We start from the raw sequence: 23,953 nt of genomic DNA, 5'->3' as shown, positions 1-23,953 counted from the left end.
GAACTCAGCAGTGAAACGATGCATCGCCGATGGTAGTGTGGGGTTTCCCCATGTGAGAGTAGGTCATCGTCAAGATTAAATTCCGAAACCCCTGTTTGCTTACGCAAACAGGGGTTTTGTTTGTGTGCGAGGAAAATAGGGCTCAAGAGTTGCTTACGGCGACCATCGAAAAGCTTCAGTCCGCTCGCATCGAGAGCCTGCACTTGCATGCGGTACAAAATCGATAGCCATAAAAAAACCACCTATCTGGTGGTTTTTTTATGGCTGAATTCAGCTCAGTCGCCGCGGTATTCACAACCGCTTGTACAGGTCTCATGAATACGAATGGCTGAGAGTTCTGGTAGCAAAGGCTTCAGCTGATCCCAAATCCATTTTGCCAAGACTTCGCTGGTTGGATTTTCAAGGCCCGGAATGTCGTTCAAATAGTTGTGATCGAGACGCTCATAGAGAGGCTTGAAGATCGCTTTGATTTCGGAAAAGTCACGAATCCAACCGGTATGAGGGTCGACTTTTCCCGCCAAATAGATGGCCACGCGAAATGAATGCCCATGCAGACGTCCGCACTTATGGCCCTCAGGAACGTGGGGCAGGCGGTGTGCGGATTCGAAGGTGAACTCTTTGAAAATTTCCACAGTGTATTCGACTCTAGAAAGTGGCTATCGCCAGGGCGATAAAAGCAGGCGAGCAGTTTAGCAGCAATGGTTTGTCCTATGCGCTAAAACAAACCGCAGGCCAGTACGCTGTAAGCTGCTTGCTTGAACGCCTGATGGATGATGGCACCTGGCCAGATAAATTCAGCTTCAATTAAGTTGAGCTGTTTATCTTTGTAGTCGTGCAAAGCATTTATTTCTAAGGAGGCCTGATATGAAAGCCGTCACAGCACTGCTCACTGTCGCAGCTCTTACGTTTACCGCAGGTATCGCCCTGGCTCGGGATTTAGGCCCGGGTGAGGCGTTGAAGTTAAGAGATGCGGGTACTATTCAGTCATTCGAAAAGCTTGATGCTGACGCGTTGGCTAAACACCCTGGCTCAGCGATTACCGATACCGGGCTTGAAGAGGAATACGGCAAGCATGTCTATCAGGTCGAACTGCGTGACCTGCAGGGCGTTGATTGGGATGTGGAAGTGGACGCCGCCAGCGGCCAGGTTCTCAAGGACCATCAGGACACGTAATGAAAGTAAGCGAGCATCCTTACAGGTTTTTCGCATTGCTCCTGGCTCTGTTCTGCTCTGAGCTGTGCGCGCGGGACCTGGATCAGGACGAAGCGCTGAAATTACGCCAGCAAGGAGTGATCCAGCCGCTCGATCAACTGATAGGGCTAGCTCTGGGGCGTTACCCAGGCTCAAAGCTGTTGGAGGCTGAGCTTGAGGAGAAACACGGCGTATACCTCTATGACATAGAGTTGCTGACTGTGGAAGGTGTGGTTCGGGAGTTGAAGTTCGACGCTCGCGACAGTCGATTATTAAAGGACAAGGAAGATGATTGATGCGGCTGTTACTGGTTGAAGACCATGTGCCGCTGGCAGATGAACTGGTCGCCGGGCTTAAACGCCAGGGCTATGCAGTAGACTGGCTTGCCGATGGACGTGACGCGGTGTATCAGGGGGGCAGTGAACCCTATGATTTGATTATCCTGGACCTGGGGCTTCCCGGTTTGCCGGGTCTCGACGTACTTCAGCAATGGCGTGCCAGTGGTTTGGCTACCCCGGTCTTGATTCTGACCGCCCGAGGCTCATGGGCTGAGCGCATTGAAGGGCTCAAGGCGGGTGCCGATGACTACCTGAGCAAACCTTTTCACCCTGAAGAGCTACAGCTGCGAATTCAAGCATTGCTGCGGCGGTCACATGGCCTGGCCAATAAGCCCAGGCTAGAGGCAGCGGGTTTGCATCTGGATGAGGGCCGTCAATGCGTGGCCCAGGGCAGCGTTGAAATTCAGCTGACCGCAGCTGAATTTCGTTTGCTGCGCTACTTCATGCTGCATCCCGAGCAGATATTGTCCAAAAGCCATTTGGCCGAGCATCTCTACGACGGTGAAAGCGAACGCGACTCAAATGTGATCGAAGTTCATGTCAATCACCTGCGGCGCAAACTTGGCCGCACGGTGATCGAGACGCGTCGTGGTCAAGGCTATCGCTTCGGTGAGGAAGTCGAGTGAGGTCCATACAGGCTCGTCTCAGTCTGGGATTGATCAGTGTGCTGCTTATCATAGGGCTGGTATTGGCTCAGACCAGCTTGTGGTTGTTTGAGCTGGGATTGCAGCGCTACCTGGAATCAGGGCTGCGCAATGAAAGCCAGAACCTGTTGGTAGCACTTGCGCGGGGTCCAGAAGGCCTTCAGCTGGATGAGCGTCACCTGACACCTGCCTACCAGCAGCCTTATTCGGGCCATTATTTCCAGGTCGACTTTCCGGGAGGGCATTGGCGCTCCCGCTCGCTGTGGGATATTGAGTTCCCCACCCCGGAAACGCCGGGTCTGCACACCAATTTCGAGCTGGGACAAAGCGGTCAGTCATTGCTGGTTCTGCGTGCGGACTACCGTCGATTCGGACAGGTGATTTCCATTACCGTGGCTCAAGACTACACGCCGGTGGAAGCCAGCTTTCAGCGTGTGCAGCAAATTGGCCTGGGTTTGGGGGGTGCGGCGTTGATTTTGATCCTCGTCCTGCAGCGCCTCACAGTATGTCGTGCGCTGAGGCCACTGGAGAATGCGCGAGAGCAGATCGCCCAGTTGCAGCAGGGGCTGCGCTCACAGCTTGATGATCAAGTGCCGGTCGAGCTTGAGCCGTTGGTTGCGCAGATCAACCACTTACTCGCTCATACCGAGGACAGCCTCAAGCGTTCACGCAATGCTCTCGGCAACATGGGGCATGCATTGAAAACGCCTCTCGCGGTGCTGGTGAGTCTGGCTGCCAGTGAAACGCTTGATGCTTACCCAGCCTTGCGCAGTACGTTGCGCGAACAACTGGAGCAGATTCAACAGCGCCTGACCCGTGAATTGAACCGTGCACGCCTGTCTGGAGACGCCTTGCCCGGTGCGCAGTTCGATTGTGACGCCGAGTTGCCGGGGCTGTTCGCAACACTGGGTATGATCCATGGCGATCACTTGGAAATGAGCTGGGTGGTTACGCCCGGCCTGCGTTTGCCATGGGACAGGGAGGATCTTCTTGAATTGATGGGCAATCTGCTGGACAACGCCTGCAAGTGGGCCGACAGCGTGGTGCGTCTGAGTATTACGCACCGGTCGAAGAGTTATTGTTTGCTGATCGATGATGACGGCCCTGGTATTCCTGAGACTCGTCGCGACGAGGTGCTCGGCCGTGGGTCACGGCTGGATGAACAGGTCAACGGCCACGGCTTGGGACTAGGTATCGTGCGTGACATTGTCGATGCATGGGGCGGTCAGCTGAAGTTGCTGTCCAGCCCTCTGGGCGGGCTTCAGGTACACATTGATCTTCCCGAGCGAACGATGCTCGATCACTCGGGTACCACCGTTAATTTCCATTGAATGGAACGCTGACTGAGCGACATGGAGATATCTTTCCAGCGGATAGAGCGGGAGATTTTATCGCTATCTGCGATTCACATTTTTTCTTCATCCCGACAATAAAAGACGCTTTTGGCTACAAAGCTGACGGACGCTTCTCAACTTTTTAGGGTTGGGGCCGCTAACCAATAAAACGTTGCGACCTAAACATTGGAATACCAATAAGAGTGGAAACTTATGCGTCTTAATTTGAAGACCAAAGTACTGTCATTGGCAGTCCTGCCGGTGTTGATTTTTGCTCTGGTAATCAGCGCTACCACGGTGTTGATGTTGCAGGGACAGGCAAAAAAGGAGGTCGAGGACACCCGACAGCGTCTGCTCAACGAAACCAAAGCCACACTGCAAAGCTACGTCGCCGTCGCGCTGGGTACCATCAAGCCTTTGTATGACGCGGCGGCCCCTGGGGACGTGGCCGTGCGAGCGCAGGTGGTGAAAATGCTTTCCACTATTACCTATGGCAAGGACGGTTACTTCTTCGGCTACGACTCGGAAGCGGTACGTCTGTTTAAGGGAAGCAGCCCGGAAGACATTGGTAAAAGCTTCAAAGACGCCCGCGATCCCAATGGGGTCTATGTCAACCGCGAACTGGTCGCGGTCGGCAAGGCAGCCACCCATTACGTACAATACTCGTCGTCGTTGCCCGGCAACTCTCAAGTATTGATTCCCAAGCTCGCTTACACCGAATACCTGCCCAAGTGGGATATGGTCATTGGTACCGCCGTCAATCTGGATGGGATCGAAGCTCAGGTCATGGAGGTCAAGAAGAACGTTGATGCGCGCCTGGAGGAGATATTGCTGAGCATCATCGGCGTTGCTATGCTGCTGCTGGTGTTGATTGCCATTGTTGGGGCGGTCCTGGCGGGCACCATTGTGCGTCCATTGAGTTTGATGAAAGCCAATCTAGACGATATTGCCGCTGGCGAAGGCGATCTGACTCGTCGCCTGGTGGTCACTAGCGGGGATGAGTTAGGCGATCTGGCCAGCTCATTTAACCGCTTCGTCGACAAAATTCATGGGATGGTCCGTCAAATTACCGAAATGACCACGCAACTGACAGGATTGGTCAGCGAAGTATCCGACCAGGCCCATCGCTCTGAGCAAGCGATGGAGCGTCAGCGTAACGAAACCGATCAAGTAGCTACCGCGATCAACGAAATGTCCGCAGCGGCTCATGAGGTGGCTAAAAGTGCACAAGGCGCCGCAGTAGCTGCCCAACAGACCGACGTGGAAGGCCAGGCGGCCAAGCGTGTGGTGGATGGCAGTATCAAGCAGATCCATGCGTTGGTTGATGACATCCGTAGCAGCGGCACGTCCTTGGACAGCCTACAGAATGATGTGTCTTCGATTGTGAGTGTGCTCGGAGTGATTCGCTCGATTGCTGATCAGACCAATTTGCTGGCGCTAAACGCGGCGATTGAGGCCGCGAGGGCTGGGGAGGCCGGACGAGGCTTTGCCGTGGTAGCAGATGAGGTGCGTGCGTTGGCCAGCCGGACCCAGCAGAGTACCCAAGAGATTCAGGGCATGATCGATCGTCTGCAATTGGGCACGCAGGGCGCCGTAGACTCCATGCGTCGCTCCAGTGAGGCGGGCGATGGTACGTCGGCGCGAGCCAATGAAGCAGGTGTCTCGCTGGACACGATTGCGGCGCTGATCGGTACGATTAACTCAATGAACGCGCAGATTGCCAGCGCCGCCGAAGAGCAGACCGCAGTGGCTGAAGAGATCAACCGCAGCGTGCATCAGATAGCCCAATCGGTGGACAGTGTCGCCGACCAAACCCAGCAAAGCGCACAGACTTCGCGCAGTCTGGCAGACCTGGGTCAACGCTTGGGCAAACTGGTTGGGCAGTTCCGCATCTGACCTGCTCGGGATAAGGCCGCAACGGCCTTATCCCGCTTTCGCGATACCCCATGACCTGGTTGATCGAACGGCGGCTTACATCCTGCTCAGCGGCATGATTTGGCAAGGCGTTCGGGGTGTTCGGGTTTGTCATCGCGCCAGTGGTGGCCGCTGGGGTTTGTTTGTCGGGCCAAGTGGGCCATGCGTTTGCCTGGCTAGATTTCTCGCAAAAAAAAACCCTGCGTGAGCAGGGTTTTTTGTACTTCAACGTATCAGCTGACCAGTTGCAGGCCTGCGTGTTGCACCATGTCCAGCAATGGTTGTGGGTAGACACCCAGAACGAAGGCCAGGACTGCAATCACCAGCAGCATCACACCGCCGGCACGTTGTGCCCAGTTGAATGGAGCATCGTGACGGTGCAGCTTGGGCTCGACCAGGTACAGTGTGACCATCACTCGCAGGTAATAGAACACGCCAATGGCGCTGCCGATGACTAGCGAACCCAACAACCACCACAGGTGCGACTCGACGCCCGTGGTGATGATGTAGAACTTACCGATGAAGCCGGCCGTCAGCGGGATACCCGCCAGCGATAGCATCATCAAGGTCATCACTGCAGTCAGGTACGGACGACGCCAGAACAGGCCACGGTATTCGAACAGAGCGTCTGCGTCACGACCGCTGTAAGGCGAGGACATCAGGGTGACGACACCGAAAGCGCCGAGTGTGGTGATCACGTAGGTCACCAGGTACACGCCGATCGCCTCGACTGCGATGCCATTGCTGGCAACCAGTGCGATCATCAGGTAGCCGAAGTGGGCGATAGACGAATAACCGAGCAGACGCTTGAGGTTGGTCTGAGTCAGCGCCAGCAGGTTGCCGATCAGAATCGAAGCGACTGCAATGACCGCCAGCACATCGTGGAGCACGCCACTGCTGGCCGCCGGGGATATCTGGAACAGTCGCACCAGGACAGCGAACACTGCAACTTTACTCGCGGTGGCCAGGAAAGCCGCCACCGGTGCAGGGGCACCCTCGTAAACGTCCGGGGTCCACAGGTGGAATGGCACCAGTGACAGCTTGAATGCCAGGCCCACCAACATCATGCCCAGGCCCAATGTCGCAATCGGACTAGGCAGGCCGGTCGCCGCAAGGGCCAAACCGATACCGCTGAAGCTCAAGCTGCCAGCTTCGGCATACAGAAGCGCCATACCGAACAACAGGAATGCAGACCCTGCGGCCGACAGCACCATGTACTTGATGCCGCCTTCGAGTGAGCGCTTGTTGAAAAAGGCGTAAGCCACCAGACCGTAGACCGGCACCGACAGCAGTTCCAGACCGATGAACAGGCCTGCCAGGTGTTGCGCGCTGACCAATACCAGACCACCGGCAGACGCCAGCAGAATCAGCAGGTAAAGCTCTTCGCGGTTACCGGGGTAGCCCGAAGCCTTCTCGCCGAGATAGGCGTGCGCCAAGGTCACGCACGCCAAGGTCGAGGCCAGAATCAGCGCCATGTACAAGCAGGCGAAATTATCGATTTTCAGCAGAGGTGTCACCACCAGTGGCGCAACTTTAAGCGCCGGGTAGATCGACAGGAGTGCCAGGTTGAGTCCGGCCACGGTGAGCAGGAATGTTTGCGAATGATTGCGACGCCAAGCGATACCCAGCATCACCACGACAATCGTGGCGCTGGTAATCAGCAGCGGCGCAAGCGCAATAAAGTGTTGAATCGTCAGGTCCATAATGCTCTACCGGGCCGAAGCAAGTTGAGTGAAGGCGGTGCCGAGCCATTGCTGCACGCCATGCATCGTAGCGGCAGAGGTATCGAGGAACGGTTGCGGGTAAATGCCGATCCAGACCAGCAGTGCCGCCAGCCCCAGCACCATGATCAATTCACGTGCATCCATCCCGGCCAGAACTGCATCCGACTTGGAAGGGCCGAAGTAGGCGCGGTGGATCATGATCAACGAGTAGACCGAGCCGAGTACCAGGCCAGACGTTGCAATCGCGGTGATCCAGGGCGCGCTGACAAAAGTGCCCATCAGAATCAGGAACTCGCCAACGAAGTTACCGGTGCCAGGCAAGCCGAGGGACGCGGCCGCGAAGAACAGGCTGATCGCTGGCAGGTAAGCGATGCGTGACCACAACCCTCCCATTTCGCGCATATCACGGGTGTGCATGCGTTCGTACAATTGGCCGCTGAGGATGAACAGTGCGGCTGCCGAGATGCCGTGAGCGAGCATCTGAATCACGGCACCCTGCAGGGCTTGCTGGCTACCGGAGTAGATACCGATCAACACGAACCCCATGTGCGAGACGCTGGAGAACGCGACCAGGCGCTTGATATCGGTCTGGGCGAACGCGAGGAACGCACCGTAGAAGATACCGATCAGGCCCAGGGTCATGGCAATGGGCGCGAACTCTGCCGATGCGTTGGGGAACAGCGGCAGGGCGAAGCGTAGCAAGCCATAAGCAGCTGTTTTCAGCAGGATACCGGCCAAATCGACGGAGCCTGCGGTCGGTGCTTGAGCGTGAGCGTCCGGCAGCCAGGAGTGGAACGGCACGACTGGCAGCTTCACCGCGAAGGCGATGAAAAAGCCCAGCATCAGAATGTATTCAGTGCCGGGTGCCAGCTTCGTCTTGAGCAGCTCGGTGTAGTCGAAGGTGATCACACCGGTGGTGTTGAAGTTGACCAGCACCAGACCCAGGATCGCCACCAACATGATCAGGCCGCTGGCTTGAGTGAAGATGAAGAACTTGGTCGCCGCGTAGATCCGGGTCTTCTTGCCGTCCGATGAACTATGACCCCAGAGCGCGATGAGGAAGTACATCGGCACCAGCATCACTTCCCAGAAGAAGAAGAACATGAACAGGTCGATGGCGAGGAACACGCCAACCACGCCGCCCAGGATCCACATCAGGTTGAGGTGGAAGAAGCCAACGTTACGCTGGATCTCTTTCCACGAACACAACACCGACAGCACGCCGAGCAGGCCGGTCAGCAACACCATCAGCAGCGACAGGCCGTCTAGGGCCAGGTGCACACTGATGCCGAAGCGTTCGATCCACTGATGCTTGAATTCGACAACCCATGTGGGGTCGACGCCAGGCGCCGGAGCAAAGTGGAAGTCTCCATGGGTCCACAGCCAGAGGCCGAGGGCAAGTTCCAGAGACATGGTCAACAGCGCAATCCAGCGTGGCAGGGTAGAGCTGAAGCGCTCACCCAGCCAGCACAGCAGGCCGCCGATAAAGGGGATCAGGATTAGCCAAGGCAGAATCATGACGGGCTCAATTCCTTTCGCAAATTCGCAAGGTTCATGTCAGACCGCAACCAGCACGATGGCGCCTAGCACCAATACAGCGCCTGCAGCCATTGAGGCAGCGTACCAACGCAGTTGGCCGGTCTCGGTGCGGCTCAGGGCGTTATGACTGCCCTTGACCAGACGCGGGATCAAACCAATGGTGTGGTCGAGTGGGTCTTTGCGCAGCACATGGCTGATCATCAGATAAGGTTTGACGAACAGCTTGTCGTACAGCCAGTCGAAGCCCCATGCCGCGAACCACCAGGTCGTAAGGAACCGCCCCGGAGCGCTGTTGGCGACAGCAGTAGCAAAGCGACGCTTGCCGAGAAACAGCATGGCCGCGAGCAGGATACCGGCCATGGCAATGGCCCCCGAGGCGATTTCCAGACTGTGCTTGGCTTCACCACCGGCATGGCCGACGCTCTGCGGCAAGACACCGGCCAAGGGTGGGGTGATCAGTGCGCCGATAAAGGTCGACAGAATGATCAGCACCGACAGCGGCAGCCAGTGAGCAATACCGTGACCGGCGTGCGCTTCGGTCTTCGCTTCACCGTGGAAGGTGATGAAGATCAGGCGGAAGGTATACAGGGACGTCATGAACGCGCCGACCAGGCCTGCATACAGCAGCGCATGGTTACCGCTGGCGAAGGCTTCCCAAAGAATCTCATCCTTGGAGTAGAAACCGGCGGTCAGCAGTGGCAGGGCAGACAACGCAGCGCCACCGACGATGAAGCTGGCGTAGGCCAGTGGCAGTTTTTTCCACAGACCGCCCATCTTGAAGATGTTCTGCTCGTGGTGGCAGGCAACGATCACCGCACCGGACGCGAGGAACAGCAGCGCCTTGAAGAAGGCGTGAGTCATCAAGTGGAAAATCGCGCCTTCCCAGGCACCCACACCCAGCGCCAGGAACATGTAGCCGATCTGGCTCATCGTCGAGTAGGCAAGGATACGTTTGATGTCGGTTTGCACCAATGCCGCGAAACCTGCCAACACCAGCGTTACGCCACCGACGATACCGACCAGATGCAGGACATCGGGTGCCAGTTCGAACAGACCGTGGGTCCGTGCGATCAGGTAGACACCGGCGGTCACCATGGTCGCGGCGTGGATCAATGCCGACACAGGCGTTGGGCCCGCCATTGCATCTGCCAGCCAGGTTTGCAGCGGCAGTTGCGCGGATTTACCGACCGCACCACCGAGCAGCATCAAGGTTGCCAGCACAATCCAGAAATCACCGGCACTGAAATGCTCCGGTGCACGCACCAGAAGCTCCTGGATATTTAGCGTACCCAGTTGCTGGAACAGGATGAACAGGCCAATGGCCATGAACACGTCGCCGATGCGGGTGACGACAAAGGCCTTGAGCGCGGCGTTACCGTTGTTGCGGTTGCTGTAGTAGAAACCGATCAACAGATAGCTGCACAGGCCCACGCCTTCCCAACCCAGGTACAGGAACAACAGGTTATCGCCGAGGATCAGGAACAGCATGCTGGCGATGAACAGGTTGGTGTAGGCGAAGAAGCGCGAGTAACCGGCCTCACCGCGCATGTACCAGGAAGCGAACAGGTGGATCAGGAAGCCTACACCCACCACCACACCCATCATGGTCACGGACAGACCATCAAGGTACAGGGCGAAGTTCGGTTCGAAGCCGTCCACTGACATCCAGCGCCACAGCAGTTGGGTGTAGTGACCACCCTCAGGCGGTGCGACGTTGAATTGCCAGATGATCCAGGCTGTCACGATGGCCGACAGTCCGATGGAGCCAACGCCGATCAGCGCGGCAAGGTTTTCCGAGATGCGTCCACGGGAGAACGCGAGCAACAGGAAACCGATCAGGGGGAATACGAAAGTCAGAAAGAGAAGGTTCATCCGCGCATCTCGCTGGCAGCGTCGATATCGAGAGTGTGGAAGCGGCGATACAGCTGCATCAGGATCGCCAGGCCGATACTGGCCTCGGCGGCTGCAAGGCTGATCACCAGGATGAACATGATTTGTCCATCCGGCTGCGCCCAACGGCTACCGGCAACGACGAACGCCAGAGCAGACGCGTTCATCATGATCTCCAGGCTCATCAGCACGAAGAGGATGTTGCGCCGTACCATCAGGCCGACCAGACCGAGGCAGAACAGGATGCCGGCGACCGCCAGACCGTGTTCAAGAGGGATTGCATTCATGGCTTTACTCCTTCGCCTCGTTGCGGCCGAGATGGAATGCCGTTACCGCTGCTGCGAGGAGCAGCATCGAGGCAAGTTCCACCACCAGCAGATAAGGACCAAACAGGCTGATACCTACCGCTTTGGCATCCACCGTGGTGTGACCGATGGCAGCGCCGCTCGGATTGGCGAACAGCACGTAGAGCAGCTCGGCGAGCAGCACTACGCCCAGCGCCATCGGGCCGATCCAGATACCGGGTTTGAGCCAGGTACGTTCTTGCTGCACCGAGGCAGGGCCCAGATTCAACATCATCACCACAAACACGAACAGGACCATGATGGCGCCTGCGTAAGCGATGACTTCCAGTACGCCGGCAAAGGGAGCACCGAGGCTGAAAAAGGTCATGGCGACGGCGATCAACGAAATGATCAGGTAGAGCAGGGCGTGCACCGGGTTCGTGTTGGTGATCACCCGAAGGGTGGACACAACAGCGATGCCGGATGCGAAATAGAAAGCGAATTCCATCTTTCTTCCTTAAGGCAGCAAGCTCTTCACATTGATCGGTTCGGCTTCATTCTGCGCGGAGCCTTTAGGCTTACCGGCGATGGCCATACCGGCAACGCGATAGAAGTTGTAATCAGGGTTTTTACCAGGGCCGGAGATCAGCAGATCTTCCTTCTCGTAAACCAGATCCTGACGTTTGAACTCGGCCATTTCGAAATCCGGTGTCAGCTGGATCGCGGTGGTCGGGCAGGCTTCCTCGCAGAGGCCACAGAAAATGCAGCGCGAGAAGTTGATGCGGAAAAACTCCGGGTACCAACGACCGTCGTCGGTTTCGGCTTTCTGCAACGAGATGCAGCCAACCGGGCAGGCCACGGCGCACAGGTTGCAGGCTACGCAACGCTCTTCACCGTCAGGGTCGCGGGTCAGGACAATACGGCCGCGGTAGCGCGGCGGCAGGTACACCGGCTCTTCCGGGTACTGCAGCGTGTCGCGCTTGCGAAATGCATGGGAGAACACCATCACCAGGCTGCGAAGCTGGGTGTAGGTGCCATGCACGATGTCAAACAGATACTTGAGCATGGGTCTTTATCCTCACTGAGCCGCGACAGCGGGCGTGTTCAACAACACGATCGCAGCGGTCACCAGCAAATTGATCAGGGTCAGCGGCAGGCAGAATTTCCAGCTGAAATCCATCACCTGGTCATACCGTGGACGCGGGATAGAGGCGCGCAACAGAATGAAGAGCATGATGAAGAACGCGGTCTTCAGGGCGAACCAGAAGAACGACAGCGAAGGCAGGATGTCGAACGGGCCATGCCAGCCGCCGAAGAACAAGGTCACCAGCAGCGCCGAGATCAGCACGATACCGATGTACTCGCCGACGAAGAACATGCCCCACTTCATGCCGGCATATTCGATGTGGTAACCATCGGCCAACTCTTGTTCTGCTTCCGGTTGGTCGAATGGGTGACGGTGAGTCACCGCAACGCCTGCGATAAAGAACGTACAAAAGCCGAAGAACTGCGGAATGATGAACCACAGATTCTGTGCCTGGTACTCGACGATATCGCGCATGTTGAACGAGCCAACCTGCACCACGATGCCCATCAGCGCCAGGCCCATGAACACTTCATAGGACACGGTCTGAGCTGAAGCCCGCAGACTGCCGAGCAGGGCGAACTTGTTGTTGCTCGACCAGCCGGCGAACAGCACCGCATAGACCGACAAGCCGGCCATGGCGAAGAAGAACAGCAAGCCGATGTTCAGATCCGCCACGCCCCAGGTCGGGGTGATCGGGATGATTGCGAACGCAATCAGCAAGGCGCTCATGGCCACGACCGGTGCCAGGGTGAAAATCACCTTGTCGGCGAACGGTGGTGTCCAGTCTTCCTTGAAGAACATCTTGATCATGTCGGCAGCGATCTGGAAAGCACCGAAAGGGCCAACCCGGTTCGGACCATAACGGTCCTGCCAAAGGGCGAGCAAACGACGCTCGACCCAGCTCAGCAGCGCGCCGCAGACCACGACGGCCAGCAGAATCACAATGGCTTTGACGACCGAGATGATCGAGTCGATCACTTCAGGGGTAAACCAGGTCATAGCGCTGCCTCCTGCAGACCATCAACGGTTTTGCCGAACACCGCAGGCGGGATTCCAGTCAGACCGGCAGGCAGGGCCACGAGACCGGCGCCCAACTCTTCATTGATCCGCAGCGGCAGACGCAGGGTATGACCGGCAACACTCAGATTGAGCATGGCGCCATCATTGACACCCAGACGATCCGCTTCGGATTTGGCCAGCGCCACGTAGGCTTCTGGAATGCGTTCCTGAACCGGTGCGGCTTTGGACGATGTTTCGTCGCTGCCGAACAGGTGATAGAACGGCACTACTTGCCATGTACCGCGAGCCGGGGAAAATGCGCCCGGTATGCTGGCGAACCAGGACAGACCATCACCCTTGCTTTCGATCAAGCGAGTTCCCGGATCACCTGCACGCAGGTGACCGCCGACTTCGTCTTGGAACTTGTTCCAGGCTTGTGGCGAGTTCCAGCCCGGCGACCAGGCGAAAGGCACCTGCTGACGAGGTTCTGCCGAACCCGAATAACCTTCCATGGAGAAGGAGAACGCGGTGTCGTTGTCTTGTGAAGTACGCGGTTCATGCACGCTGATGTTGGCGCGCATGGCCGTGCGGCCGCTGTAACGCAATGGTTCACGCGCCAGTTTCAAACCTTTGATCCGGAACGCCGCAGACGGTGCCGCGTTGACGATCCCGGCCAATTGCGCGGTGCTGGCTGCGCAGGCTTCGGTGACGTGATCGAGCAACGTCCAGTCCACTGCCTTGTTCAGCAGGGTGCTGCGCAGGGCGTGCAACCAGCGCCAGCCTTCGTGGACCAGAATGCTGGCGTCCAGATAAGTCGGGTCATACACCTGGAAGAAGCGCTGGGCGCGACCTTCCTGACTGACCAGGGTACCGTCGCCTTCAGCAAAGCTGGCGGCCGGCAGTACCAGATCAGCGCGATCGCTGGTCGGGGTTTTCTGATGGTCAGCGACGATCACGACTTTCGCAGCGTTGAACGCAGCATCGACCGTGGCAGCGTCGACGCGGTGGTACAGATCGTTTTCCAACACCACGATGGCGTCAGCTTTGCCGGAAATCACAGCCTGCAACGCGTCGTCGAGGGAATCACCGCCGAACATTGCCAGGCCCATGCTGTTGGCTTCCGGGACGATCAGGCTGATTGAGCCTTGCTTGTCGCGCAGCTTCAATGCCTTGGCGATGTTGGCTGCGGCCTCGATCAGTGCGGTCGAGCCCAGGGAGCTGCCAGAGATGATCAGCGGACGTTTGGCTGCGAGCAGGGCAGCGGCGATGCGCTGGGCCAGTTCGAGGGCTTGGGTGTCCAGGCCTTCGACTGCGGGCGCGCTGGCGTCCAGGGCGTGGGCGACGGCAAAGCCGATTCGCGCCAGGTCGTCGGGGGCTGCGTGAACGCACTCTTCGGCGATGTCATCGAGACGGGTCTCGGCGAGGCTCGCGATGAACAGCGGGTTCAATTCATGCTGACCGATGTTCTTCACTGCGGCATCGAGCCACGGCTGGACTTTCATCGCCGCAGCCATGTCTTCGGCCTTGCCCTTGACGGCTTGACGCAGGCCCAGGGCCATACGTGCTGCAGTTTGGGTCAGGTCTTCGCCGAGGACGAAAATCGCATCGTGATCTTCAATGTCACGCATTGTCGGGGTCGGCAGCGGGCTCTCATTGAGCACCTTGACGATCAGACGCAGGCGTTCCAGCTCACCGGCTTCGATACCCGAGTAGAAGTGCTCGGCACCGACTAGTTCGCGCAGGGCGAAGTTGCTTTCCAGGCTGGCGCGGGGTGAGCCGATACCGACGATGTTACGGCCGCGGAGCAAATCTGCAGCCTTGTCCAACGCAGCGTCGAGGCTCAGTTTGACGTGGCCATCAGCCAACAGTGGCTGGCGTGGACGGTCTTCACGGTTGACGTAGCCATAACCGAAACGACCACGGTCACACAGGAAGTACTGGTTGACCGAACCGTTGTAGCGGTTTTCGATACGACGGATCTCACCGTAGCGCTCGCCAGGGCTGATGTTGCAGCCGCTGGAGCAACCATGGCAGATGCTTGGCGAAAACTGCATGTCCCACTTGCGGTTGTAGCGCTCGGAGTGAGTCTTGTCGGTGAACACACCGGTCGGGCAGACTTCGGTGAGGTTACCGGAGAACTCGCTTTCCAGTGCGCCATCTTCGACCCGGCCGAAGTACACGTTGTCGTGGGCGCCGAATACACCCAGGTCAGTGCCGCCAGCGTAGTCTTTATAGAAGCGCACGCAACGGTAGCAGGCGATGCAGCGGTTCATCTCGTGAGCGATGAACGGGCCGAGTTCCTGGTTCTGGTGAGTCCGTTTGGTGAAGCGATAACGACGCTCGTTGTGACCGGTCATTACGGTCATGTCTTGCAGGTGGCAATGACCGCCTTCTTCGCAGACCGGGCAGTCGTGCGGGTGGTTGGTCATCAGCCATTCGACGACGCTGGCGCGGAAGACCTTGGCCTCCTCGTCGTCGATGGAAATCCAGCTGCCGTCAGTGGCGGGGGTCATGCAGGACATGACGATACGACCACGTTTGTCGTTCTCGTCACTGTACTGCTTGACTGCGCATTGGCGACAAGCGCCAACACTGCCAAGGGCGGGGTGCCAGCAGAAATAAGGAATATCGAGGCCCAGCGACAGACATGCCTGTAACAGGTTGTCTGCGCCATCGACCTCGAGCGCTTTGCCGTCTACGTGGATAGTGGCCATGGTTCAAAGTTCTTCGTTGGCCCGTTGTCAGCGGGCGTGGCTAATGGAATCTCGGTGCTACCCGTATCAAACAGCCTGTAAGGCGTCATCGGGTATGAGGTCGGCGGCTTTATGGGCTACCGACCTTTTCTGTCTTGTTATGCGCCAACCACAATCGGGCGTTGGGCCAGGGTCGCGTTGGCATCACGCTGTGGCGCGATACCCGCCTCGAATTCCGGCCGGAAGTATTTGATTGCGCTGCCCAGAGGTTCCACTGCGCCCGGTGCGTGGGCACAGAAGGTCTTGCCAGGGCCGAGGAAGTTGACCAACCCCAACAGCGTTTCGATATCGCCCGGTTGGCCTTCGCCGTGTTCGATAGCGCGCAGGATCTTCACGCTCCACGGCAGGCCGTCGCGGCAGGGGGTGCAGAATCCACAGGACTCCTGGGCGAAGAATTCTTCCATGTTGCGCAGCAGGGAAACCATGTTGACGCTGTCGTCGACGGCCATGGCCAGACCCGTACCCATCCGCGTGCCGACCTTGGCAATGCCACCGGCGTACATTTGGGCGTCGAGGTGCTCAGGGAGCAGGAAGCCAGTACCGGCGCCACCTGGCTGCCAGCACTTGAGCTTGAAGCCATCGCGCATGCCGCCTGCGTAGTCTTCGAACAACTCGCGTGCGGGCAGGCCGAAAGGCAGTTCCCACAGGCCAGGGTTCTTAACCTTGCCGGAGAAGCCCATCAGCTTGGTGCCTTGGTCTTCGCTGCCCGCACGGGCCAGGGATTTGTACCAGTCGTTGCCGTTGCCGACGATGGCTGGCACGTTGCACAAAGTCTCGACGTTATTGACACACGTCGGCTTGCCCCAGACGCCGACAGCGGCCGGGAAGGGCGGTTTGGAGCGTGGGTTGGCGCGGCGGCCTTCCAGGGAATTGATCAGTGCGGTTTCTTCGCCGCAGATATAACGCCCGGCGCCGGTGTGGACGATCAGTTCGAAATCAAAACCGGTGCCCAGAATGTTCTTGCCCAACAAACCGGCCGCTTCTGCTTCTTTCACGGCGCGTCTGAGGTTCTTGGCCGCAGTGGTGTACTCGCCGCGCAGGAAGATGTAGCCACGATAGGCTTTCAACGCCCGGGCGCTGATCAGCATGCCCTCGACCAGCAAATGGGGCAGTTGCTCCATCAGCATCCGGTCTTTCCAGGTGTTGGGCTCCATTTCATCCGCGTTGCACAGCAGGTAGCGGATGTTCATGGACTCATCTTTGGGCATCAGGCCCCACTTCACCCCCGTGGGAAAGCCTGCGCCGCCCCGACCCTTGAGGCCGGAGTCCTTGACTGCCTGAACGATTTCGTCAGGCGACTGCTCGGCGAAAGCCTTGCGTGCGGCGGCGTAACCGTTTTTGGTTTGATATTCATCAAGCCAGACCGGTTCGCCGTCATCGCGCAAGCGCCAGGTCAGCGGGTGAGTTTCTGCCGTACGCGCGATGCGGTTGGCGGGGCCGAAAGACGTGATGGTCATAGGTAACCCTCCAGCATTTTGGCTACGCCAGCAGGCTGCACGTCGCCGAAAGTATCGTCATCGATCATCACGGCCGGAGCCTTGTCACAGTTGCCCAAACAGCAGACGGGCAGCAAGGTGAAGCGGTTGTCAGCGGTGGTCTGACCCAAGCCGATACCCAGTGAAGTCTGGATTTCGCTGAGCACTGACTCGTGGCCACCGATGAAGCAAACCATGCTGTTGCAGACGCGAATGATGTGACGGCCGACAGGCTGACGGAAGATCTGGCTATAGAACGTCGCCACCCCTTCAACGTCGCTGGCCGGAATGCCAAGGATTTCGCCAATAGCATAAACAGCGCCATCAGGCACCCAGCCGCGTTCCTTCTGGACGATCTTCAGTGCTTCGATAGACGCCGCGCGCGGGTCTTCGTAGTGATGCATCTCGTGCTCGATGGCCGAGCGCTCTGTTTCGCTCAATGCGAAACGGTCTGTCTGGATAAGCGTGCTGTTCATGCTTAGCGGTCCACGTCGGCCATAACGAAATCGATACTACCCAGGTACGCAATCAAGTCCGCGACCATGCTGCCTTTGATCACCGAAGGGATCTGTTGCAGATGCGGGAAGCTTGGGGTGCGAATCCGGGTACGGTAGCTCATGGTGCCGCCGTCGCTCGTCAGGTAATAGCTGTTGATACCCTTGGTCGCTTCGATCATCTGGAAGGATTCGTTGGCCGGCATGACCGGGCCCCACGAAACTTGCAGGAAGTGCGTGATCAGGGTTTCGATGTGCTGCAAGGTGCGTTCTTTCGGCGGCGGCGTGGTCAGCGGGTGATCCGCCTTGTACGGCCCTTCCGGCATGTTGCGCATGCACTGGTCGATGATCCGGATACTCTGGCGCATCTCTTCGACACGCACGATGCAGCGGTCATAGGCATCGCCATTGACGGCCAGCGGTATTTCGAACTCGAAGTTTTCGTAGCCCGAGTAAGGGCGTGCCTTGCGCAGGTCGAAGTCCAGACCGGTGGAACGCAAGCCGGCGCCAGTGACGCCCCATTCCAGCGCTTCCTTGGTGTTGTATGCCGCAACGCCGATGGTCCGGCCGCGCAGGATGCTGTTGTCCAAAGCGGCTTTCTGGTATTCGTCCAGGCGCTTGGGCAGCCATTCAACGAAGTCTTTGACCAGTTTTTCCCAGCCGCGTGGCAGGTCGTGAGCGACACCACCAATGCGGTACCAGGCCGGGTGCAGACGGAAGCCGGTGATGGCTTCGATCACGGTATAAGCGCGCTGGCGGTCGGTGAAGGTGAAGAACACCGGGGTCATTGCGCCCACATCCTGAATGTATGTCCCCAGGAATAGCAGGTGGCTGGTGATACGGAAGAACTCGGCCATCATGATGCGGATGGTGTCGACTTTTTCCGGCACCTTGATACCGGCCAGCTTCTCGACCGCAAGGACATACGGCAGGTTGTTCATCACGCCGCCGAGGTAGTCGATACGGTCGGTGTACGGAATGAAACTGTGCCATGACTGACGCTCGGCCATCTTCTCGGCGCCACGGTGGTGGTAACCGACGTCCGGAACGCAGTCGACGATCTCTTCACCGTCGAGTTGCAGGATGATGCGGAATGCGCCGTGAGCCGAAGGGTGGTTCGGGCCGAGGTTGAGGAACATATAGTCCTCATTCGCGCCCGAACGCTTCATGCCCCAGTCTTCAGGGCGGAAACGTGCGGCTTCCTCTTCGAGCTGTTGTTTGGCCAGAGTCAGGCTGAACGGATCGAATTCGGTAGCGCGAGCCGGGAAGTCCTTGCGCAGCGGATGACCTTCCCAAGTCGGCGGCATCATGATCCGGGTCAGGTGCGGGTGGCCGGCAAAGTCGATGCCGAACATGTCCCACACTTCACGCTCGTACCAGTTGGCGTTAGGCCAGATGCCGGTGATGGTCGGCAAGCTGAGGTCGCCCTCAGACAAGGCCACCTTGATCATTACGTCACTATTACGCTCGATCGACAGCAGGTGGTAGAACACGCTGAAGTCGGCACCCGGCAAGCCGTGGCGATGAGTGCGCAGGCGTTCGTCGACACCGTGCAGGTCATACAGCATGACGTAGGGTTTTGGCAGCTGGCGCAGAAAGGTCAGCACTTCGACCAGTTTGGCACGCGCAACCCATAGCACCGGCATGCCGGTACGGGTTGACTGGACGGTGAACGTCTCAGGGCCAAAACGGGTATTCAATTCAACGACGACGTCTTGGTCGTCAGCCTTGTAAGGCGGGATGTACAGAGCGGTGCCTGCAGTCATGGTCTCGATCGCTTTCGGTCAACGTAAAGAATGAACCCAGAGTCTTGTCTCTTTTGTAAAAAGAAAGAGTGGGATCAGACTTCGTCGGGGCTGCGCAGGTTAGTAACCTGGATACGCTGTTCGCGGCGCTGTTCCTTTTGCGACGGCATCTCGGCGCGATAGACGCCTTGATCACCGACGACCCAGGAAAGGGGGCGACGCTCCTGGCCGATAGACTCCTGCAACAGCATCAATCCTTGCAGGAAAGCCTCGGGGCGTGGCGGGCAGCCAGGCACGTAGACATCCACGGGAAGGAACTTGTCGACCCCCTGGACCACTGAGTAGATGTCGTACATGCCACCGGAGTTAGCACACGAACCCATGGAGATGACCCACTTGGGCTCGAGCATTTGCTCGTAGAGGCGCTGGATGATCGGCGCCATCTTGATGAAGCAGGTCCCGGCAATAACCATGAAATCCGCCTGGCGCGGTGATGCCCGGATAACCTCGGCACCGAAGCGGGCGATGTCATGGGGCGCCGTGAAGGCGGTGGTCATTTCCACATAGCAGCACGACAAGCCGAAGTTGTACGGCCACAGGGAGTTTTTACGCCCCCAGTTGACCGCACCGTTCAGCACGTCTTCAAGCTTGCCCATGTAGATGTTTTTGTGGACTTGATCTTCTAACGGATCGGAAACGGTTTCCCGTTCACCGATTGGATACTCCTCATTAGGCGCATCCGGGTCGATCCTGGTGAGAGTGTATTGCATCGACAAAGCCTCATTGTTTTAGCTTCGCTTGCCGCTTACGACGACCTTCAGGAGCCCAATCGAGCGCCCCAACCCGCCATAGGTAGACAAGACCTGCCAACAGAATTGCTATGAAAACGAGTGCTTCGACGAATCCGGTCCAGCCGCTTTCGCGGACGGACACAGACCAGGCAAAGAGAAAGAGGGCTTCAATGTCGAAGATCACGAAAAGCATCGCGACCAGATAGAATTTTGCCGAAAGCCGCAGACGGGCGCCGCCCGTGGGCAGCATGCCGGATTCAAACGGTTCGTTTTTGCTGCGCCCCCAGGCTTTGCTGCCCAGGAGGCTGGATACGCCGAGCATGAAGGCGCAGAGGCCGACAACACCCAAAAGGAAAATGGCGAAGCCCCAGTTATGGGCGATCAGACCTGTCGATTCGGGCATTCTGGTAATCCTTGGCAGAGAGCAAAGGTCTCTGAGCTTGATAAAGAAATAAAGCAGTGACGATATGTCGCATCGAAATCTATCGCGATGATTTTATGGGTAAACAGGTAGCAAGTAAATTTTCTATAGCGAAATTATTCTAATACTTTAGGACATTGAGACCTTAAAAACAGGCGCAGGCCATACGCTGCGGGCATTAGCCGGAGTTTTGTTGAATGTGTTTTGTCAGGGGTGTAATGAAGGTCGACACGCACAAATGATAATTGATGTCATCTGTGGGGGTTTTTAAACTGTTGCTCATGGTTAAAGCGGAGAAGTTGTCTTTATATGCCGTGTATCGCAGTTGCGAGATTCGCTGTTTTACTCTTTTTTAGGCGTTAAATACCGCTCTGGATCAATGTTTAAGGACTCACGTGATGCCTCGTGCGAGTGCTGCACCTCCTGGGGAGGTCAGGACCTGCTTCAACGATTGGGCCGGTATCACGCTCGGCTGAGGCTGCCACAAAAGCTTCAGCAAAAAAAAACGCCCCGAACCAGTCGGGGCGTTAGTCATGTGGCATTCCAGTTGCTCTTTAAACGGTCTGGAATGGCCGCTTGCTTAGGTGGCTAAGCGGTATCAGTGGAACTGTTCTTCTTCAGTCGAGCCGGTCAGCGCGGTCACGGAGGACGCGCCACCCTGAATCACGGTGGTGACGTCGTCAAAGTAGCCAGTGCCGACTTCTTGCTGGTGAGCCACGAAGGTGTAACCCTTGGCGGCGTCAGCGAACTCTTGCTCTTGCAGTTTCACGTAGGCAGTCATGTCGTTGCGGGCGTAGTCGTGCGCCAGGTTGAACATGCTGTGCCACATGTTGTGGATGCCAGCCAGAGTAATGAACTGGTGCTTGTAGCCCATGGCCGACAGTTCGCGCTGGAACTTGGCGATGGTCGCGTCGTCCAGGTTTTTCTTCCAGTTGAAGGAAGGCGAGCAGTTGTAGGACAGCAGTTGGTCCGGGTATTCCTTTTTGATCGCTTCGGCAAAGCGACGTGCTTCGGCCAAATCCGGCTTGGCGGTTTCGCACCAGATCAAGTCGGCGTACGGTGCGTAAGCCAGGCCGCGGGAGATAGCCTGGTCCAGACCGGCGCGAACCTTGTAGAAGCCTTCTGGAGTACGTTCGCCAAGCACGAATTCCTTATCGTAAGGGTCGCAATCGGAGGTCAGCAGGTCAGCAGCGTTAGCGTCGGTACGGGCCAGGATGATGGTCGGTACGCCAGCAACGTCCGCAGCCAGACGAGCAGCGGTCAGCTTCTGTACGGCTTCCTGGGTTGGCACAAGAACCTTGCCGCCCATGTGGCCGCATTTCTTCACGGATGCCAGTTGGTCTTCGAAGTGAACGCCAGCAGCGCCAGCTTCGATCATGCTTTTCATCAGCTCGTAAGCGTTCAGTACGCCGCCGAAACCGGCTTCAGCGTCTGCAACGATTGGTGCGAAGTAGTCGATGTAGCCTTCGTCACCTGGGTTCTTGCCGGCTTTCCACTGGATCTGGTCAGCACGACGGAACGAATTGTTGATGCGCTTGACCACGGTTGGAACCGAATCCACTGGGTACAGCGATTGGTCAGGGTACATCGATTCGGCGGAGTTGTTGTCCGCAGCTACTTGCCAGCCAGACAGGTAGATCGCCTGGATGCCAGCCTTGACTTGTTGCACTGCTTGGCCGCCAGTCAGGGCGCCCATGCAGTTGACGAAATCTTTGTCGGGACGGAAGGAAGGCTTGGCACCTTGGGTGACCAGATTCCATAGCTTTTCAGCGCCCAGCTTGGCGAGCGTGTGTTCAGGCTGAACCGAGCCACGCAGGCGGACAACGTCAGCGGCCGAGTAATTGCGGGTCACGTGTTTCCAGCGTGGATTTTCAGCCCAGTCTTTTTCAAGAGCTGCAATTTGCTGTTCGCGTGTCAGTGCCATGGAGATAAACCTCGTCGCATAGGTTTTGGGTGGAAAATTCTTGCTCCGCCAAAACGCCCTGGTTTTCAGAGGGCGCGTTGCTGGCTGCTCGCTTGTCAGAAACTTAAGCGGTCGAGCTGGGGTTTGGCAGGGCGCGACAGAAGGTCGAGAAGCTCGAGAGGGGAAGAGTGTGAGGCTGAGGGCATGTCTGATGTTCGCAGTTTGGCTCGTGGATGCCTTGATGCGATCATGCAGAGGTATTGCCGATCTACCGTATTACGCTTCCGTCCCTCGGGACAACTTCGATCCAGTCGCAACCTCGTCAAACTGCCTTGTGGGCGGTCCAGACACGAATCGGCTCAGGTGTGTAAGTTAGAGCGGCGATTCGAAAGCTCTTTGCAGAGCCTCTGATAAGCGGGAGCGGGGCAATCATGCCTCGTGAATTTTGACCCGTCAAATGTTTTGTAGTGCTTTTTGTAGAGCACTACATCTTTGGTCTAATACGACCAGGCAGTCAGTTTGGGGTGCTTTGGTCTCGGTGTTCAGTCTAGAGTATCAGTCCAGTGTCTCGACTTTCACGCGCAACGTCATATCGCTCCGGCCTTGTGTGATATAGCGCTGCACCTGTCCCTGTTGATCTGCCCGGGATTGCTCGCTGACGCTGGCAAGGGTAATCCACTCGCCCAACCGACCGCTGACCTGGGTGTCGGTGCTTTGCACGTTAACGACATCAGGCTGTTCCTGGTTCATGCGATCGTGGTTGGTGCTAATGCTCAGGTGCACAGTCTCGCCCGTCAGACTGGCAGTGACGTAGAAGCCTTGGGTGACATTGCGGTATTGGGTTTGGCTTTGCGTGTACCCATAGGCGTCGGTCTGGGTCGTCGTCAGGGGGACGGACTGGCCTACCTGAATAAGCGCAGGCGTGCCTTCGCTGGCTTGAACCTGTTGCACGCCGCCGTCACGGCTGTCAGTGCCGCTATGGATGATACGGGTCTGGCTGCGGACGCTGACATCGCCGTTTTGCGTCTGCACGGTGCCATTGGTGGCGTAGCCCTGGTCGTTTTGGGCGTTGCTGTCGCTGGTGTCGACGCTGATCAGCAGCCGTCTGGGCGCCTTGTCCAATTGCGAGAGCAGGCTGCGCAACGCCTGAATTTTTTCTGGCTCGGCATTAACGATCAGTTGGTTGTTGTAAGCGTTGACCGTGCCTTCATTGCCCAGAAAAGACCTGACCACCGGCAGCAGGTCGTCACTGGTGCGATAGTTCAGGGGGACGACTTCCGTCGCGGCAATGGCGTTAAAGCTGCAGGCCAGCAGCAGTGACGTGAACAGGGTGCGTAGGAACATGTCCGTTATCTCCGCAATTGAGCGCGTAAAGGCGTGAGTTTGACAGTTATCGGCCCGGGTTGGGCCAGGTTGAATCGCAGGCA

General features: G+C 57.6%; 22 protein-coding genes. 5 read left to right on the top strand and 17 right to left on the bottom strand.

The window, feature by feature from the left end; all coding sequences use genetic code 11:
* Window positions 1-209: hypothetical protein (locus QN399_RS23645; RefSeq protein WP_330201774.1), on the bottom strand; the 209-nt coding region annotated here is incomplete at its 3' end.
* A gap of 66 nt (window positions 210-275) precedes the next feature.
* Window positions 276-632, bottom strand: coding sequence for a 6-carboxytetrahydropterin synthase QueD (gene queD / locus QN399_RS23640; protein ID WP_322178394.1), 357 nt, complete (start codon window positions 630-632; stop codon window positions 276-278).
* A gap of 232 nt (window positions 633-864) precedes the next feature.
* On the opposite strand from queD, the gene QN399_RS23635 reads away from it, so the two are divergent.
* The 5 genes from QN399_RS23635 to QN399_RS23615 all read left to right on the top strand — a co-directional run bounded on the left by QN399_RS23635 (window position 865) and on the right by QN399_RS23615 (window position 5,403).
* The gene (locus QN399_RS23635; RefSeq protein WP_322217084.1) at window positions 865-1,173 is read left to right on the top strand and encodes a PepSY domain-containing protein; all 309 of its coding nucleotides are present in this window, start codon (window positions 865-867) and stop codon (window positions 1,171-1,173) included.
* A complete protein-coding gene (locus tag QN399_RS23630) occupies window positions 1,173-1,487 on the top strand; it encodes a peptidase (protein ID WP_322178396.1) in 315 nt (104 codons plus the stop codon). Before QN399_RS23635 ends, QN399_RS23630 begins: the two co-directional genes overlap by 1 nt.
* A complete protein-coding gene (locus QN399_RS23625; protein ID WP_322178397.1) occupies window positions 1,487-2,155 on the top strand; it encodes a response regulator transcription factor in 669 nt (222 codons plus the stop codon). Before QN399_RS23630 ends, QN399_RS23625 begins: the two co-directional genes overlap by 1 nt.
* A complete protein-coding gene (locus QN399_RS23620) occupies window positions 2,152-3,504 on the top strand; it encodes an ATP-binding protein (RefSeq protein ID WP_322178398.1) in 1,353 nt (450 codons plus the stop codon). The genes QN399_RS23625 and QN399_RS23620 overlap by 4 nt, the downstream gene beginning before the upstream one ends.
* Before the next feature lie 216 nt (window positions 3,505-3,720).
* The gene (locus QN399_RS23615) at window positions 3,721-5,403 is read left to right on the top strand and encodes a methyl-accepting chemotaxis protein (RefSeq protein WP_330201773.1); all 1,683 of its coding nucleotides are present in this window, start codon (window positions 3,721-3,723) and stop codon (window positions 5,401-5,403) included.
* Between the two features lie 251 nt (window positions 5,404-5,654).
* Here the strand turns inward: QN399_RS23615 and nuoN are convergent, their stop codons facing one another.
* The 15 genes from nuoN to QN399_RS23540 form a co-directional block, all read right to left on the bottom strand.
* The gene (gene nuoN, locus QN399_RS23610; protein WP_322217080.1) at window positions 5,655-7,124 is read right to left on the bottom strand and encodes an NADH-quinone oxidoreductase subunit NuoN; all 1,470 of its coding nucleotides are present in this window, start codon (window positions 7,122-7,124) and stop codon (window positions 5,655-5,657) included.
* 6 nt (window positions 7,125-7,130) lie between these two features.
* Window positions 7,131-8,663, bottom strand: coding sequence for an NADH-quinone oxidoreductase subunit M (nuoM, locus tag QN399_RS23605; RefSeq protein ID WP_330201772.1), 1,533 nt, complete (start codon window positions 8,661-8,663; stop codon window positions 7,131-7,133).
* A gap of 39 nt (window positions 8,664-8,702) precedes the next feature.
* Window positions 8,703-10,556, bottom strand: a complete 1,854-nt coding sequence (gene nuoL, locus QN399_RS23600) for an NADH-quinone oxidoreductase subunit L (RefSeq protein ID WP_322178402.1) — start codon at window positions 10,554-10,556, stop codon at window positions 8,703-8,705.
* Window positions 10,553-10,861, bottom strand: coding sequence for an NADH-quinone oxidoreductase subunit NuoK (gene nuoK, locus QN399_RS23595; protein ID WP_219064405.1), 309 nt, complete (start codon window positions 10,859-10,861; stop codon window positions 10,553-10,555). The genes nuoL and nuoK overlap by 4 nt, the downstream gene beginning before the upstream one ends.
* 4 nt (window positions 10,862-10,865) lie before the next feature.
* A complete protein-coding gene (gene nuoJ, locus QN399_RS23590; protein WP_322178403.1) occupies window positions 10,866-11,366 on the bottom strand; it encodes an NADH-quinone oxidoreductase subunit J in 501 nt (166 codons plus the stop codon).
* Between the two features lie 9 nt (window positions 11,367-11,375).
* On the bottom strand, window positions 11,376-11,924 hold the full coding sequence (nuoI, locus tag QN399_RS23585; protein WP_219064407.1) for an NADH-quinone oxidoreductase subunit NuoI: 549 nt from the start codon (window positions 11,922-11,924) through the stop codon (window positions 11,376-11,378).
* 12 nt (window positions 11,925-11,936) lie between these two features.
* Window positions 11,937-12,944 (bottom strand): NADH-quinone oxidoreductase subunit NuoH, encoded by a 1,008-nt coding sequence (gene nuoH / locus QN399_RS23580; protein ID WP_219064408.1) that lies wholly within the window; start codon window positions 12,942-12,944, stop codon window positions 11,937-11,939.
* The gene (gene nuoG / locus QN399_RS23575) at window positions 12,941-15,658 is read right to left on the bottom strand and encodes an NADH-quinone oxidoreductase subunit NuoG (protein ID WP_330201771.1); all 2,718 of its coding nucleotides are present in this window, start codon (window positions 15,656-15,658) and stop codon (window positions 12,941-12,943) included. Before nuoG ends, nuoH begins: the two co-directional genes overlap by 4 nt.
* Window positions 15,659-15,795: 137 nt before the next feature.
* The gene (gene nuoF, locus QN399_RS23570; protein ID WP_322178405.1) at window positions 15,796-17,154 is read right to left on the bottom strand and encodes an NADH-quinone oxidoreductase subunit NuoF; all 1,359 of its coding nucleotides are present in this window, start codon (window positions 17,152-17,154) and stop codon (window positions 15,796-15,798) included.
* Window positions 17,151-17,648, bottom strand: coding sequence for an NADH-quinone oxidoreductase subunit NuoE (gene nuoE, locus QN399_RS23565; RefSeq protein ID WP_322178406.1), 498 nt, complete (start codon window positions 17,646-17,648; stop codon window positions 17,151-17,153). The genes nuoF and nuoE overlap by 4 nt, the downstream gene beginning before the upstream one ends.
* A gap of 2 nt (window positions 17,649-17,650) precedes the next feature.
* Window positions 17,651-19,432, bottom strand: a complete 1,782-nt coding sequence (nuoC, locus tag QN399_RS23560) for an NADH-quinone oxidoreductase subunit C/D (protein WP_322178407.1) — start codon at window positions 19,430-19,432, stop codon at window positions 17,651-17,653.
* Window positions 19,433-19,506: 74 nt separating this feature from the next.
* Window positions 19,507-20,181, bottom strand: a complete 675-nt coding sequence (locus tag QN399_RS23555; protein WP_219064413.1) for an NADH-quinone oxidoreductase subunit B family protein — start codon at window positions 20,179-20,181, stop codon at window positions 19,507-19,509.
* A gap of 10 nt (window positions 20,182-20,191) precedes the next feature.
* A complete protein-coding gene (locus QN399_RS23550; RefSeq protein ID WP_219064414.1) occupies window positions 20,192-20,605 on the bottom strand; it encodes an NADH-quinone oxidoreductase subunit A in 414 nt (137 codons plus the stop codon).
* A gap of 616 nt (window positions 20,606-21,221) precedes the next feature.
* Window positions 21,222-22,547, bottom strand: coding sequence for an isocitrate lyase (gene aceA, locus QN399_RS23545; RefSeq protein ID WP_219064415.1), 1,326 nt, complete (start codon window positions 22,545-22,547; stop codon window positions 21,222-21,224).
* Window positions 22,548-23,081: 534 nt separating this feature from the next.
* Window positions 23,082-23,870: a secretin N-terminal domain-containing protein gene (locus QN399_RS23540; RefSeq protein ID WP_322178409.1), complete on the bottom strand. Its 789-nt coding sequence runs from the start codon at window positions 23,868-23,870 to the stop codon at window positions 23,082-23,084.
* Window positions 23,871-23,953: the final 83 nt, after the last annotated feature.

It is taken from the genome of Pseudomonas sp. 10C3 (genome assembly GCF_036346185.1).
GTDB lineage: Bacteria > Pseudomonadota > Gammaproteobacteria > Pseudomonadales > Pseudomonadaceae > Aquipseudomonas.
The sequence above is the reverse complement of the archived record's forward strand: the minus strand, read 5'-3'. Positions and strand labels throughout refer to the sequence as shown.